The sequence below is a fragment of the Undibacterium sp. Ji22W genome (assembly GCF_049340305.1).
In the GTDB taxonomy this organism is placed as follows: domain Bacteria; phylum Pseudomonadota; class Gammaproteobacteria; order Burkholderiales; family Burkholderiaceae_D; genus Undibacterium.
Genome location: NZ_JBMPOU010000001.1, coordinates 568,589 through 583,927 on the forward strand (window position 1 = coordinate 568,589; position 15,339 = coordinate 583,927).

Sequence of the window (15,339 nt, forward strand, 5' to 3'; positions counted from 1 at the left end):
ACATGAAGAAATTTAATACGGTCAGACATTTGAGAAAAGTATGAAAGATCAAACTAAACATTACCCACCTTATCTTGATTTACACCCAGTGATGAAAGTGCAAGGTACAGTGCGGCTTCCGGGCTCTAAAAGCATATCAAATCGCATTTTATTGTTAGCAGCGTTGTCAAAAGGTACAACCCGGATTCACGATTTGCTCGCATCAGACGATACGATGGTGATGTTAAACGCTTTGCAAAAACTTGGCGTGCACTGGACGCAGGAAAGTAGCTCGAATAATTACACGGTGACTGGCGCTAACGGTGTTTTTCCAAATCATCACGCTGATCTGTTTATGGGGAATGCGGGCACAGCAATTCGCCCTTTGGTAGCAGCGCTTGCAGTATTGGGAGGTGATTACACCGTGCATGGCGTGGCGCGTATGCACGAGCGTCCTATCGGTGATTTGGTGGATGCGTTGAATACTGTTGGTGCGCAAATTGATTACACCGGTAATCCCGGCTATCCGCCATTGCATATCAAACGCGGCCATATTCATGCGCAAAAGATGCAAGTGAAGGGTAATGTTTCCAGCCAATTCTTAACCGCTTTGTTGATGGCGTCGCCACTGGCGGCACATCACAGCGATGTGGTGATTGAGGTTGTTGGTGATCTGATTTCTAAACCTTATATCGAAATTACTTTGAACTTAATGGCGCGTTTTGGTGTGGAAGTTGTGCGCGATGGCTGGCAACGATTCACTATCAAGGCCGGTCAACATTATGTGTCGCCAGGGGTGATCTATGTGGAAGGAGATGCCTCATCGGCATCGTATTTCTTGGCTGCAGGCGCGATAGCGGGCGGCCCAATTCGGGTTGAAGGCGTAGGTAAAAACAGCATACAAGGCGACGTGCGCTTCGCCGAAGCCTTAGAAAAGATGGGTGCCAAAATCACGATGGGTGATAATTGGATAGAAGCGGAAACGCAGGGTGCCTTGCAAGCGATTGATATGGATTTCAACCACATTCCTGATGCGGCGATGACCATTGCGATCGCTGCTTTGTATGCGAATGGCACGACAACCTTGCGCAATATTGAAAGCTGGCGCGTCAAAGAGACTGATCGCATTGTGGCAATGGCAACAGAGTTACGCAAACTCGGTGCGATTGTTGAGGAAGGTCAAGATTTTATGACCGTTACGCCACCTTCACAGCTTGCGCCAGCGACGATAGATACTTATGATGATCACAGGATGGCGATGTGCTTTTCTTTGGCCACTTTGGATGGTGTTGCGCGACGTGGTGCGGCGATGCGGATTAATGATCCTAAGTGTGTTGCTAAAACGTTTCCAGAATTCTTTGAAGCCTTTGTCAAGATCAAACACGAGGACTTATTTTGAACGCTTCAGTCAATATTCCTGTTATTAGTATTGATGGTCCTACCGCGTCCGGTAAAGGTACGGTAGCGCATCGTGTCGCGAAACAACTCGGGTTTCACTACCTCGATTCTGGCGCGCTGTATCGTTTGACTGCCTTGTCCGCGATACGTCATGGGATTGATTTGTGGGAAGAGCAGCAAATTGCTGATTTGGCACGTGTACTGCCTTGTCGTTTTGAAAAAGGCCATGTTTACCTCGCGGGTGACGATGTCACGGATGCCGTGAGAGAAGAGGCAATTGGTGTCGCTGCCTCAAAAATCGCCGTTTTGCCGCTGGTACGCAAGGCTTTGGTCGAGTTGCAAGTATCATTTCGGCAAGCCCCAGGTTTGGTGGCAGACGGACGCGATATGGGAACCGTGATTTTCCCGGATGCGGTTCAAAAGGTCTTTTTGACAGCAAGTGTGGATGCGCGTGCAAATCGACGCTATAAGCAATTGATTGAAAAGGGTTTTCCTGCTAATATGGAAGACTTGGTAAAAGATTTGACGGAACGTGATGCTCGCGACATGGCTCGCACAGAAGCGCCTCTCAAACCCGCACCAGGCGCGTTCATACTCGATACGTCTCATATCACTGCGAATGAAGCAGTGCATCAGATTCTCAGTCTCTACGCAATTGCATTAAGGGAAGCTCGATAAATCCAATTGTGGGGCGCATTGCGTTGTTGCTTGTCCTCGCAGTACTTCAGTACTGCTGCGGGAAGCGCCTAGCACTGCATCCCCAAAATTTAATTTCTAGAGCTTTCCGAAGAAATTAATAAATTTGGTTCGTCTGCTGAATTTGTCGATATTTCTTATTTAGTCCCCATTTCGATCCAAAATCAAAGTGGGGTTGTTTAACCCAACCCGGTAAATAGACCTTTTGTCCTATTCCGGCTAACTCGTAAAAATTATGTCTACTGTATTCATGACTCAAGATTACGCAACTGGTGCTGATAGTTTTGCAGCCCTGTTCGAAGAATCTTTATCACGCCAAGATATGCGCTCTGGCGAAGTGATTTCTGCTGAAGTCGTTCGCATCGACCACAACTTCGTGATCGTTAATGCTGGCCTCAAATCAGAAGCCTTCATCCCTGTTGAAGAATTCAAAAACGACCAAGGTGAATTGGAAGTTAACATCGGTGATTTCGTATCCGTAGCGATCGAATCATTGGAAAATGGTTTCGGCGACACAATCTTGTCCCGCGACAAAGCAAAACGTTTGGCATCATGGCTCGCACTTGAAAAAGCGCTTGAGTCTGGCGAAATGGTTATCGGTACTGTTAATGGTAAAGTTAAAGGTGGTTTGACTGTTCTCACGAACGGCATCCGCGCTTTCTTGCCAGGTTCTTTGGTTGATACACGCCCAGTTAAGGATACAACTCCTTACGAAGGCAAGACTATGGAATTCAAAGTTATCAAGCTCGACCGTAAGCGTAACAACGTTGTGTTGTCACGTCGTGCAGTTGTTGAAGCTTCTATGGGTGAAGAACGTCAGAAATTGATGGAAAACCTGAAAGAAGGCACAGTGGTTACAGGCTTGGTTAAAAACATCACTGACTACGGTGCGTTCGTTGATTTGGGCGGCATCGATGGCTTGTTGCACATCACTGATTTGGCATGGCGTCGTGTGCGTCACCCATCTGAAGTGCTTACAGTTGGTCAAGAAATCACTGCTAAGATCCTCAAATTTGATCAAGAGAAAAACCGTGTGTCCCTGGGCGTTAAGCAATTGGGCGACGATCCTTGGACAGGTTTGGCGCGTCGTTACCCAGCAAACACACGTTTGTTCGGTAAAGTAACGAACCTCACTGACTACGGTGCGTTCGTTGAAGTCGAGCAAGGTATTGAAGGTTTGGTCCACGTTTCAGAAATGGATTGGACTAACAAAAACGTTGCACCAAACAAAGTTGTTCAATTGGGCGACGAAGTTGAAGTTATGGTTCTGGAAATCGACGAAGAACGTCGTCGTATCAGCTTGGGCATGAAGCAATGCAAAGCAAATCCATGGGATGACTTCTCCTTGAACTTCAAAAAAGGCGATAAAGTTCGTGGCGCAATCAAGTCTATCACTGACTTCGGCGTGTTCATTGGCTTGACAGGCAACATCGATGGTTTGGTGCATTTGTCTGATTTGTCTTGGAACGAAACAGGCGAAGAAGCAGTTCGTCGCTTCAAGAAAGGTGACGAGTTGGAAGCCATCGTATTGGCAATCGACGTTGAGCGTGAGCGCGTTTCCTTAGGCGTTAAGCAATTGGAAGGCGACCCATTCAACAACTACTGCGCAATGAACGACAAAGGCGCATTGGTCACTGGTACAGTGAAATCTGTTGAAGCTAAAGGCGCTGTAATCCAATTGGCTGACGAAGTTGAAGGCTACTTGCGTGCATCAGAAATCTCACGCGATCGCGTGGAAGATGCTGGTACACACTTGAAAGTTGGCGACACAGTCGAAGCTTTGGTATTGAACATCGACCGTAAAGCACGTGGTATCCAGTTGTCTATCAAGGCAAAAGATAGCGCTGATACACAAGAAGCAATGCAAAAGATGTCAACAGCTGTTGATTCCAATGCGGCTTCTGGCACAACAAGCCTCGGTGCTTTGTTGAAAGCTAAGCTCGATAACAAAAACTAAGCAACGACCTAGTCAGAGGCTTCATTTATGACCAAGTCAGAGCTGATTGCTCGTCTGGCCGAGCGGTATCCACAACTTGTAGCAAAAGATGTGGATATCGCCGTCAAGACTATTTTAGACGCGATGTCTGATGCCTTGGCCACTGGTCAGCGTATAGAAATTCGTGGCTTTGGTAGTTTCGCTTTAAATAGCCGTCCACCCCGAATTGGACGTAATCCTAAATCTGGTGACAAAGTGATGGTGCCTGAAAAACGGGTGCCGCATTTCAAACCAGGTAAGGAATTGCGTGAACGGGTAGATGCGACTGTCGGTCAGCCCATACTGCATGATTAAAGTGTGATCAGGTGTGGAAAAAGTGAGTAATTTGCACTAAGAAAACAAAACGGCATAACGGATTTCCGATATGCCGTTTTTTTTCACGTACAATTTCATTTGTCGTTCATTGTCTTGTGTATCTTGGCCGCTTGTTATATGTGAGCATGTCGGCCACTAAAAAATATGCCACTTTGATTACTGTTAGTAACTTAGACAACTTAGGCAACTTAGATTAACTATGAAAATTATTTCTAAATTTATTTGGCTGTTGGTATTTATCGCCTTTTTAGGCTTTGCGCTGAAGAACGATAAAATCGTGACACTGGAGTATTTCTGGGGCTACCAACAATCGGCACCGTTGGTCATCTTATTGTTATGTTTTTTTGTTGCTGGCGCAGTGTTTTGCCTGTTGGCGATGGCACCGATGGTGTTCCGTCATCGTCGTGATATTTCGCGTCACAAAAAGACCATTGCGGAAATCGAAAAAGAGCGTCAACTCGAGCAGGCGGCTGCAAATCAGGCTCCGATGCCTGATGCGATACCCAACGTGATCCGCAATTCTTAAATCTTAATAATTATTCCCCCACAGAGACCCGTTACTATGGAATTTGAAATCTGGTGGTTACTTGGTATTCCTCTCTTTTTTAGCCTAGGTTGGATTGCTGCGCGGGTCGATATCCGCCAATTGATCTCTGAGTCGAGCAGTCTGCCAAAAGGTTATTTTAAGGGCTTAAATTTTCTTCTCAATGACCAACCCGATAAAGCGATTGACGCCTTTATCGAAATTTTAAAACTCAATCCTGAGACTGTCGAATTACATTTTGCACTCGGAAATTTATTTCGTCGCCGCGGCGAGACAGAGCGTGCAATTCGAGTTCATCAAAATTTATTATCACGTCCGGACTTGCCGATAGAACAGCAGACTCAAGCAATGTTTGAATTGGGGCAGGATTATCTGAAGGCGGGTTTATTAGACCGAGCTGAAGAAACCTTTAATCAATTGGTGGCAGGCCAATACGCCATTCCTGCACGTAAAGCTTTGCTGGAAATTTATCAAAAAGAAAAAGAATGGTTGCGTGCGATTGATGCTGCCCATGCTCTGCAGGAGTCCGGCGCGGGTGGCAGGCAAAAAGAGATCGCCCAATTTTATTGTGAAATCGCGCAAGATGAATTGGTGCATACGCATCCTGAAGCAGCGATGTTGATGTTAGATAAAGCGATTGCCACCGACCGTCATAATGTCCGTGCGGCGATTCTAACGGGTGATATTCATCTAGCTAAGGGGGACGTCGAACAAGCGGTATTGGCCTGGCGTAGAGTAGAGCAGCAAAGTGTTCCACATGTGGCTTTGGTGGCGCAACGATTGATGGATGGTTATCGCAAATTAGAGCGTCCACATGAAGGTCTGAATTTGTTGAAGTCCTACATGGCAGAAACGCCGTCTATCGATTTATTGGAAGTGGTTTTTAAGGCGACACTAGAACTTGAAACTGTTGCAGAAGCGAATCAACTAGTCAGTAGTGAGTTGCGTCGCACGCCAACCTTGTTGGGACTCGACAAATTACTGGATGCGCGCATGATGACTGCACCACCAGAAGTATTGCCAGAGCTCTCTATCGTTAAAAATTTGGTCAGCGGTTATGCACAGAAGTTCACGCGCTACCAATGCACCCATTGCGGGTTTAAGGCACGCCAATTCTATTGGCAATGTCCGGGATGCAGCAAGTGGGAAACTTATCCACCGCGCCGCACGGAAGAGCTGAATGTGATGAATTAGGAAAAATCAAAGCACCTCTAGGCCCAGACGCAGAGGTGCGCCGAGAAAAGGAAATACATACTAAGTTCCTGTTCTTTTCTCTTCTCTCTTTTCCTATTTCTCAACGTCTCCGTCGCTCTGCGTTGAAGGGTTGTTAAGTTGACCTTCGAGAATAATTTTTGTATGGAAATCTCTAAAAATGAAAATAACAATTATTGGTACAGGTTATGTGGGTTTGGTGACTGGCGCGTGTCTGGCTGAAGTTGGACATGATGTGTTTTGTTTGGATGTGGATCAGCGCAAGATCGATATCTTAGTTGGTGGCGGCATTCCGATTCATGAACCAGGTCTTGATGAAGTTGTTGCGCGCAATGTCGCTGCTGGCCGCTTACGTTTTTCTACCGATGTCGCTGCCAGCGTGGCACATGGTGAGGTGCAGTTTATCGCGGTCGGTACTCCACCAGATGAGGATGGTTCAGCGGATCTGCAATACGTTGTCGCCGCCGCACGAAATATTGGTAAGTACATGACGAGTTTTAAAGTTGTCGTTGATAAATCAACCGTCCCAGTCGGTACAGCGGACCGCGTTTCTGCGGCGATTGCCGAAGAGTTGAATGTACGTCAATCTGATTTGGATTTTGCAGTCACTTCAAATCCTGAATTCTTGAAAGAGGGGGCAGCCGTTGCCGATTTCATGAAGCCGGATCGCCTCGTGATTGGTCATGGTAATGACGCATCAGGTTTGCGTGCGCAACAAGTGATGCGTGAGGTGTATGCAAGTTTTGAAACTTCAGGTCATAAAATCTATTGGATGGATGTGCGTTCCGCTGAATTCACGAAATATGCAGCAAACGCCATGTTGGCGACACGTATTTCGTTTATGAATGAATTAGCGAACTTGGCAGATAAAGTCGGAGTTGATATCGAGGCAGTGCGTCAGGGCATAGGGTCTGATCCACGCATTGGACCAGGTTTTTTGATGGCTGGTTGTGGCTATGGTGGTTCCTGTTTTCCGAAGGATGTACAGGCACTGGTACGCACGTCGCAAGAATACGGTCATGAACTCAGAATCTTGCAAGCGGTTGAAGACGTGAATGAAAATCAGAAGCATGTTCTTGGCGCGAAAATTTTTGCAAAGTACGGTAAAAATTTGCAAGGTTTGAAATTCGCTCTATGGGGCTTGGCCTTCAAACCTGATACCGACGATATGCGTGCGGCTTCTTCACGGGTGTTAATACAAGAGCTATTGCGTGCAGGTGCAAACATCGTCGCTTTTGATCCAGTTGCGATCGACGAGGCGCAGCGTGTGTTGGCCTTGGATTTTGCAGATGCCCCTGAATTGTTAAAGCAAATTACTTTTGCAGCGGATCAAAACGTAGCATTACTTGCAGCCGATGCTCTAGTAATCGTGACTGAGTGGAAGACCTTCCGCACAGCAGACTTGCATCATGTGAAAACTAATCTGAAGCAAGCGGTAATTTTTGATGGCCGTAATTTATTTGATCCATGTGCAGTTAAATCTCTGGAAATTGAATATCACGCGATTGGTCGTGCCGTGTTAACACAAAGCTAGGTCAGTAAATTATGACGATTACACAAAAGCGTATTTTGGTGGCGGGCGATGTGATGCTGGACCGTTATTGGTTTGGCGAAGTCAATCGTATATCGCCCGAAGCACCAGTCCCTATCGTACGTGTTGAACGACGTGAAGAACGTCTGGGCGGTGCTGCGAACGTAGCGCGTAATGCTGTGGCATTGGGGATAGAAACCAGCTTGCTAGGCGTGATCGGTGAAGATGAGGCCGGGCGCAATGTCGAAGCTTTGTTGAGCGAAGTTGGAATTCGTAGTTATTTGAACCACGACCCTAGCATCTCGACGATTATTAAGTTACGCGTGATCGGTCGCCAACAACAATTAATCCGCATCGATTTTGAAGAAAAGCCGACAGAGCAGATATTGCAGGATAAATTATCACGCTTCAATAGCTTGATTACTGAGCATGATGTAATTGTTTTATCCGACTACGCAAAAGGTAGCCTGGTGAATATCGCACCGATGATAGAACACGCCAAGCAATTAGGGAAATATGTACTAGTCGATCCTAAGGGAAGTGATTATTCTATCTATCGAGGTGCCAGTTTATTGACGCCAAACAAGTCAGAGTTGCGTCAAGTTATCGGTAGTTGGAAAGATGAAGCTGACTTGACGAAGAAGGCGCAGGCATTGCGTAAAGAGTTGGATATTGCAGCTCTATTACTCACCCGTTCAGAAGAGGGAATGACTTTATTTACCGATGAAAATATCTTGCACGTACCCGCAATGGCACGAGAAGTATTCGATGTATCAGGTGCAGGCGATACGGTTATTGCCACGGTTGCTGCAATGTTGGCAGAAGGTAAGAATCTGCATGACGCGGTCTTAATCGCGAATCAAGCCGGCGGTATTGTTGTTGGTAAATTGGGAACAGCAACCGTCACCAGAGAAGAATTATTCCAAAAAATATAGCTATTTAATAAATTTAATGTAATATGTATTTGCAATGACGAATTGTTACTTTTTTCGTCATTGTGTTGCCTTACATTTTATTAAATTTATTTTTTGGAGTTGACGATGTTGAAAAAAATTGTATTTGCGGTTGCGACACTGTTGGCAAGTATGAGCTTTGCATTTGCTGATGTAGACGTAAATAAAGCAGACCAAGCGGCCTTAGATGGTATCAAAGGTATCGGTCCGGCAAAATCAAAAGCGATTTTAGCTGAGCGTACGAAGGGTGGAAATTTCAAAGACTGGTCAGATTTTGAAACACGAATTAAAGGCATAGGCCCGAAAAATTCAATCAAACTGTCTGATGCTGGTTTAACGGTCAATGGTCAAGCTAAGACCAGTGGCAATAAGGAAGATGCAGCTTCTCAAGCTGTTAAATCGCCATCAGCAACGAAAGCGAAATCAACAAAATAGGTCTAAATAACAGGTGCCTGTCGTTAAGTTGACGACATCGTATCCCTACCTCCAACAAAGTTGTAGGGATACTTGATTCTTTGGAATTAGAAAAATTGATTAACTTTGCAGATGTTGATTTACTTTCAGCAGAAAGCGCTGACAAGGTTTAGAATATGATTTTGTATTTCTATTACGCCTTATTACTATGAGTTATATAACGATCGAAGACACGATAGGCAATACGCCACTGGTTCGTTTACAACGATTACCGAGTGAAGCATCGCAAAGTCGAAATAATGTTATTTTGGGTAAGTTGGAAGGTAATAATCCAGCCGGCTCGGTGAAAGATCGACCAGCATTATCGATGATTAAACGTGCAGAGCAGCGCGGACAAATTAAGCCCGGCGATACCTTGATTGAGGCAACCAGCGGTAACACTGGTATCGCTTTGGCGATGGCTGCAGCGATGCGTGGTTACAAGATGGTGTTGTTGATGCCCGAGCATCTTAGTGTAGAACGGCGTCAAAGCATGGCGGCCTACGGCGCCCAAATTATTTTGACACCACAGGCAGGTGGCATGGAAACCGCTCGAGATCTTGCTGAGCAAATGCAAAAAGAAGGACAGGGTGTGATTCTTGATCAGTTTGCAAATCCTGATAATCCCTTGGCGCATTATGAAGCCACAGGCCCTGAAATTTGGAGAGACACTGCAGGTCAAGTTACGCATTTTGTTAGTGCGATGGGAACTACAGGCACGATCATGGGAGTCTCCAAGTATCTGAAAGAACAAAAAACGGATATTCAAATTATTGGCGTGCAGCCTGAAGATGGGTCTCAAATTCCGGGTATACGAAAATGGCCAGAGGCTTATTTACCGAAGATTTATAAACATGAGAAGATAGATAGACTCGAATCCGTTAGTCAATCGAGCGCCGAAATCATGGCTAGAAGATTAGCAGTTGAGGAGGGGATATTTTGCGGGATTTCGGCTGCCGGAGCTTGTGAAGTTGCTTTGAGAATCTCAGAAACCGTAGAGAATGCGACAATTGTATTTATTGTTTGTGATCGAGGAGATCGATACCTATCGACAGGGGTTTTTCCAGCTTGATTATGGCGATAATCTCAATGTCGACATTTTAGAATGTGTTGTAAAAAAGCATCGAAATTAAAGGTCAGGCAGCACTGCAACTGATAAAAAACCATTTTCAAATAAAAAATCGAAGCTAGTGCATCACTATGCTTCGATTTTTTTATTGGATTCAAGCAAGAAAATGAGCTGTTATGCAGCGTCTTTTGGTTTGAATTGTTTGTCGCTGATACGGAATTTCGCGCGGCGATCACCCATCAATGCGCGTAAATCTTTGATGCTGACATCGCTAATTTCATGCATACGGATTAGCAAAGATGCGCCAACTGGCAAACGACGATGACGAATTTTACTGATCACCGGCGGCGCAACTTCTAGCGCTCTCGACAATGCTGCATCGTTTTTCAGGTGCAATTGTTTGATCAAAGTGTCCAAAAGGTTATTTGGATCGTAGTCGATTTCATCTGATTCTAGTTGTGTCAAGTTTGGCATCATTTCCTCATTATTGATGATTATTGCTATTGCTGGAGGGTACTGTAATAAATTATTTAAACAGTAATACTATATCTTTGAAACAAATTTATCTACTTATTACTCAAGAAATAAAGTGAGAAAATTGTTAAATCTATTGACACTTTCCTCGAAATCATCATCAATGTATCATTAGATAACATTACTTTAGACCAAAAAATTCTTATTTGCAATATTTTTGTTGCGCAAATTTAGGCAAAAAAGTCCACTATGACTTAGACGTGTTTATCGGAGGCGCAAAAATAGCCTAGAAAAATAATGCTACGTATTTACACTTGATTCTCGATTAAAACGCATCCTGTTCAGTACTAACGTTCGATAGGGTTCTAATGCCTAGATGATGTTTTCTTGCAAAAACAAAATTAACAAAATAACGAAAAAATGCTTAGTCTTTTTTGCGGGCAAGAGCAATGACTTTGCCTAAATCTATCACTGACATTGCATAGAAATAACTCCGATTGTATTTTGTGATCGCAAAGAAGTTGTCAGTGGCTAGCCAGTATTCAGTAGGATCTTCTGCATTTTGCAAGTCAATTAATCCGTAAGCAATATTCTTAGGCGCCTGTTCGTCCGCAGTACTGACTAAGGGTTTTAAATCATTTAGGGAATAGCTCGCTTTTAAGCCGCGTCCAAGCACTTCATTTAATTGTGCAGACGTTGCATCCTGATTGAGTAAAGTCGCGGGAAAAGCATAAGGCAATCCTTTTTGCCATCCATGTTTGGAGAGATAGTTGGCGACGCTGCCGATCGCATCTGCTTCTGATTCTTTTAAGTCGACTTTATTGTCACCGTCGAAGTCAACGGCAAATAGTCGCAGGCTGCTAGGCATGAATTGAGATAAACCTATGGCTCCGGCATACGAAGCTTTGATGGAGAAGATGTCTATGCCCGTATCGCGACTCCATAATAATAATTGGGCTAGCTCGTTCTTAAAGAAAATCATACGTGCTTCGCGATTCGGAATGTCCGGGTACGAAAATGCCAACGTGGTTAAGGCGTCGAGGGCGCGAAAACTTCCAGTGTTCTTGCCATATATGGTTTCAACGCCGATTAAACCGACGATAATTTCAGCAGGTACGCCATAAATGTTTTCTGCCCGATTTAAAGTTTCAAGATTACGTTCCCAAAATGCAATACCTGCAGAGATGCGGCCATTTTCTACGAAGCGGGCGCGGTAAGCCTTCCAATTTTTTGGCTTACCTGGCGGTGCGGGTTTGACTAGTTGAATTGCTGTTTCTATGTAGCGAGCATTTGTGAATATTTGTTGCAGACGAACCGAATCAAATCCGTGCTCCGTTTGCATCTGCACTATAAACGCTTGAACTTCTTGCCATTCGAGATAATGCACATCATTGGTTTTGATTGCTGCAGTTTTTGATGCAGCTTGTTTGGCGACTTTCGCTGATTTTTTTGTGATTTTTTTATGATGGTTTTTGCTTGGAATATGATTGGATTGTGCGATTGCTTGATTACTTAGATTTAATATGATGACGGCGCTGCAACTGAATGCAGTAATAGCAGGACCGCTGAAAGAAAGTGCAGTGGACAGCGCTGCCGATAGTAGGCGATGAGAAATCTTCAAAATAATTCTGTCTGGTTAAATGTGTTTTAATAAAGCACGCATACGCTGAATTTTTGTTGTTCGTTCAGATTGATGCAATGAATCGGCGTTGGAATGCTTACCGTAACGGATTTCTGTGTATAGCTGAATAAACTCTCGTATTTTCAGAAATCGTTGTTGATCGATTTGTTTCTCCAAACTTCTTAGATAAGTGCTGGGGCCTTCCGAAATTGCTCGAGGTATTCCTTGCTTGGAGAGTTTAGCGCAAAGCCGTAGGTAGAGGCTATCATGTGGCGATAATTTCTTGAATTTGGGTAGCAATGGAATCGCCAACGCGGCAATCACAATCAGCCCGATGACAAAAATCGTCATCAAAGTTTTAGCCCAATCCACACCATTTAGGCCGAGTCGATCAAGTAATTTGATTTGCTGCGTTTGATTGTAATTTAGAACCCATTGATTCCATGTGTTATTCAATGCGCTCCACCGCATCGCTAATTCTTTGCTCCAGGCATTTTCTTTCATCAGGGAATTGACTAGTCCCGCAAGTCCCTTATTTAATTGTGTCGCTTGCAAATTCTTTAGGATGCGTTCTGGGGCGACGGCTGCCGTTGGATCAACCCTTATCCATCCCCGCTCAGGCATCCAAATTTCAGCCCAAGCGTGGGCGTCTGATTGCCTGATTTCGTAGAAATTGTCTTGCGTGTTACGGGTGCCACCTTGGTAACCAGTGACTACGCGTGCAGGGATATTCATGGCACGCATCAGTACTACGAAGGCGCTAGAATAATGTTCACAAAAGCCGGATCGTGTATTGAAGAGGAAATCATCGACGCTATCGCGTGCGAGTAATGGTGGCTCTAACGTATAAAAGAAATTTTCGGTTCTGAAAAAGTTAAGCACGGCGTTGACTTGTGCATCTTGGTGTGGGTATTGCGTTTGTATATTCTCAGCAAAGTCGCGCGTGCGCGGATTTAGATTCGCCGGTAATCTGAGATTTTTTCTGAGTAGCTGCGCTGTCGCGTGTTGGTCAAGGCGATAATTGGGATATGACACGACCTGATAGCGTATTCGGGTGTTGATTCGGGTGCTGCTAAATAGTTCACCGTCTTGGTTTACAGAGGTCGATGTAGCGTCTAATTGCGGTGCATTTAAGACGCTATCAACGCCAAATAGAAAGTGTGAATTGCTGGGTTCTAAAGTAATTTCTTGGGTAATCGGATTGCCAAAAACAAGCAAATCGCGCGTATCACTTATGCGCGCATTGGGCGACTGTGTCCAGCGTCGCCCATCAAATTGATCGAGTATGATGGCGCGCCAATAGAGTTCAGATTTTTCGGGTGTTTTATCTAAAAATTTTGCACGAAATACCAATTCCTCCGACATCGCTAATTTGCTGATGTTCCCTGGCGTCATCGAATCCGATAAGCCACTGCGAGCAACATCGGCGTCACTTGGTAAGCCCCACAAAGGGCCTTGAATACGTGGAAATAAGAAAAATCCGAAAACCGTTAAGGGTAGAGTGATACTCAACATCAGTAACAGCAATTTGGCACGTTGCCAAAGTCTCGGTAGTTTGCCATGAAACTGAAAAGTGATTTGTGCCAATAGCAGCATGAAGACTGCGAGACTGACATGCAAAGCACGGACGATGCTTTGGGACTCGAAGAAGCTGGTGATTAAGAGAAAAAAGCCTAGGAACAGAATCACAAACAAATCGCGTTTGGCGTGCATTTCCAGCATTTTGCAGGAGAGTAGGATTGCCAGCATAGCGACTCCGGTTTCTCGTCCAAAGAAGCTGCGAAATTGCCAAAAAATACCGGCCATCAAAGTCAGGGCGATCGGTAGTAATAACCAGCGTGACGGTAATTGCAAGCCGCGCAAGGTTAGAAAGGCGCGCCACAACATCAAACTTGCCGAACTAACGCTAATCCATATGAATAAATTACCAACATGTGTCGACAGGACCAAGAAACAAGATACGACGAGCAACAAGGTATTCCGTTTGTCGTCACTCATCTTTGGTCGTTGAAATGGGGACATACGCTGATGAAAAGTCTTAAGCACGATTTTGCTCCAGCTCTGCAACCGGCAAAGCATAAAGAGCCAGCGCATTTAAACATGCTTGGCAATGAACTTCACCCTGCGCTGGCATGAGATTCAAGGTCGCTAGTTTGAACCCGTAATCGAGTTGCAAGCGCTCTGCTTCCAGTACCCAGCTGGTCATTCTGGAAATCCGTATTTCCAAATCGAGTTGAGGCGAAAGAGTAGAAAAGTCTAGGTAAATTTCACCGCTACTCGCGCCAGCAAATTGTTTGGACACCAAATTTCCACCAGCATCGAGATCGACGCGTGCAATATGCTTCCAGGATAAATGTTTTACGGGATCGCCCGATTGATAGCTACGCACGCCAGCAAAATCTTCATTTCCGCTGCTTTGGTTATTGTTGCCCAAGCTATCTGTGCCGAATGGTAATGCTGGTGGATTTAATTCTGGGCTTGGATACACCAGAATCTGGCTGGCCGGTAACCAGGTACTCCAAGCGCGTAACAGACCTAAAGGAAAGCTGGTTTGTAGACGAATTCGTGGGCACTGCAAATAACCGCGCTGTTCGCTGAGTGTACGTAATTTGATCGTGACGCTGGATTCGGCGTTGATATCAATGTTTTGTTCTATCGCTTGTTTATCAAGAAAACCCACGTGAATCGCGTAGCGATCGAGCTGCTGGGGGTTGTGGATGTAGATCGGAAATTCTGCTACTTCGCCAGCGAAAATACTGTCTCCTTGTGCAGCCCGCAAACGTAGATAGGCCAGATTCCGAAAGGTAAACAGGGCATTGACGGCAGCCAGTCCTGCCAGTAAATAAGTCATGCCAAAGCCAAGATTTAAATTGTAGTTAGTTGAGGTTAACAACAGCACGATCAACATGCCGGCATAAACTAAGCCCGCTTGATTTGGTAAGGTAAAAACGCGTCTTTGTTTCAGGACGACTTCTCCCGCCTCTGGAGATTTTTCCAGTAACACGATGCGTTTAATCAGGCTTCTTAGCTTTTGTCTCATGCCTGTTGGTTATCCGCTGATTTGTTGCATAGTTTGAGAGAAGAGTTTTAACAAGATA

At 45.0% G+C, this 15,339-nt stretch carries 14 protein-coding genes; 10 read left to right on the forward strand and 4 right to left on the reverse strand.

The window, feature by feature from the left end:
• Positions 1–40 precede the first annotated feature (40 nt).
• From aroA to cysM, 10 genes are all read left to right on the forward strand, one after another.
• Positions 41–1,378, forward strand: coding sequence for a 3-phosphoshikimate 1-carboxyvinyltransferase (aroA, locus tag ACO0KW_RS02280; RefSeq protein ID WP_423050226.1), 1,338 nt, complete (start codon positions 41–43; stop codon positions 1,376–1,378).
• A complete protein-coding gene (gene cmk, locus ACO0KW_RS02285; protein WP_423050228.1) occupies positions 1,375–2,055 on the forward strand; it encodes a (d)CMP kinase in 681 nt (226 codons plus the stop codon). Before aroA ends, cmk begins: the two co-directional genes overlap by 4 nt.
• 253 nt (positions 2,056–2,308) lie before the next feature.
• Positions 2,309–4,030: a 30S ribosomal protein S1 gene (gene rpsA / locus ACO0KW_RS02290; protein ID WP_315481398.1), complete on the forward strand. Its 1,722-nt coding sequence runs from the start codon at positions 2,309–2,311 to the stop codon at positions 4,028–4,030.
• A gap of 27 nt (positions 4,031–4,057) precedes the next feature.
• Positions 4,058–4,363: an integration host factor subunit beta gene (locus ACO0KW_RS02295; protein ID WP_186889975.1), complete on the forward strand. Its 306-nt coding sequence runs from the start codon at positions 4,058–4,060 to the stop codon at positions 4,361–4,363.
• Between the two features lie 220 nt (positions 4,364–4,583).
• Positions 4,584–4,910 carry a LapA family protein gene (locus ACO0KW_RS02300; RefSeq protein WP_423050231.1) on the forward strand — a complete coding sequence of 109 codons (327 nt, stop codon included), beginning with the start codon at positions 4,584–4,586 and terminating at the stop codon, positions 4,908–4,910.
• 36 nt (positions 4,911–4,946) lie between these two features.
• A complete protein-coding gene (gene lapB, locus ACO0KW_RS02305) occupies positions 4,947–6,122 on the forward strand; it encodes a lipopolysaccharide assembly protein LapB (RefSeq protein ID WP_423050233.1) in 1,176 nt (391 codons plus the stop codon).
• Between the two features lie 178 nt (positions 6,123–6,300).
• Entirely contained in the window at positions 6,301–7,674 is a 1,374-nt protein-coding gene (locus ACO0KW_RS02310; RefSeq protein ID WP_423050234.1) for a UDP-glucose dehydrogenase family protein, read from the forward strand.
• 11 nt (positions 7,675–7,685) lie between these two features.
• Positions 7,686–8,606 carry a D-glycero-beta-D-manno-heptose-7-phosphate kinase gene (rfaE1, locus tag ACO0KW_RS02315; protein ID WP_423050236.1) on the forward strand — a complete coding sequence of 307 codons (921 nt, stop codon included), beginning with the start codon at positions 7,686–7,688 and terminating at the stop codon, positions 8,604–8,606.
• A 105-nt stretch (positions 8,607–8,711) separates the two neighbouring features.
• Positions 8,712–9,059, forward strand: coding sequence for a ComEA family DNA-binding protein (locus tag ACO0KW_RS02320; protein ID WP_423050238.1), 348 nt, complete (start codon positions 8,712–8,714; stop codon positions 9,057–9,059).
• A gap of 187 nt (positions 9,060–9,246) precedes the next feature.
• Entirely contained in the window at positions 9,247–10,149 is a 903-nt protein-coding gene (gene cysM, locus ACO0KW_RS02325; RefSeq protein WP_423050240.1) for a cysteine synthase CysM, read from the forward strand.
• A 171-nt stretch (positions 10,150–10,320) separates the two neighbouring features.
• Here cysM and ACO0KW_RS02330 read toward each other — a convergent pair whose 3' ends face one another.
• From ACO0KW_RS02330 to ACO0KW_RS02345, 4 genes are all read right to left on the reverse strand, one after another.
• Complete coding sequence (locus ACO0KW_RS02330; RefSeq protein WP_423050242.1) at positions 10,321–10,611, reverse strand: hypothetical protein; 291 nt, start codon at positions 10,609–10,611, stop codon at positions 10,321–10,323.
• A 433-nt stretch (positions 10,612–11,044) separates the two neighbouring features.
• A complete protein-coding gene (gene mltB, locus ACO0KW_RS02335; RefSeq protein ID WP_423050244.1) occupies positions 11,045–12,241 on the reverse strand; it encodes a lytic murein transglycosylase B in 1,197 nt (398 codons plus the stop codon).
• A gap of 15 nt (positions 12,242–12,256) precedes the next feature.
• Positions 12,257–14,287, reverse strand: a complete 2,031-nt coding sequence (locus ACO0KW_RS02340; RefSeq protein WP_423050246.1) for a transglutaminase TgpA family protein — start codon at positions 14,285–14,287, stop codon at positions 12,257–12,259.
• Positions 14,280–15,281 (reverse strand): DUF58 domain-containing protein, encoded by a 1,002-nt coding sequence (locus ACO0KW_RS02345; RefSeq protein WP_423050248.1) that lies wholly within the window; start codon positions 15,279–15,281, stop codon positions 14,280–14,282. The genes ACO0KW_RS02340 and ACO0KW_RS02345 overlap by 8 nt, the downstream gene beginning before the upstream one ends.
• Positions 15,282–15,339: the final 58 nt, after the last annotated feature.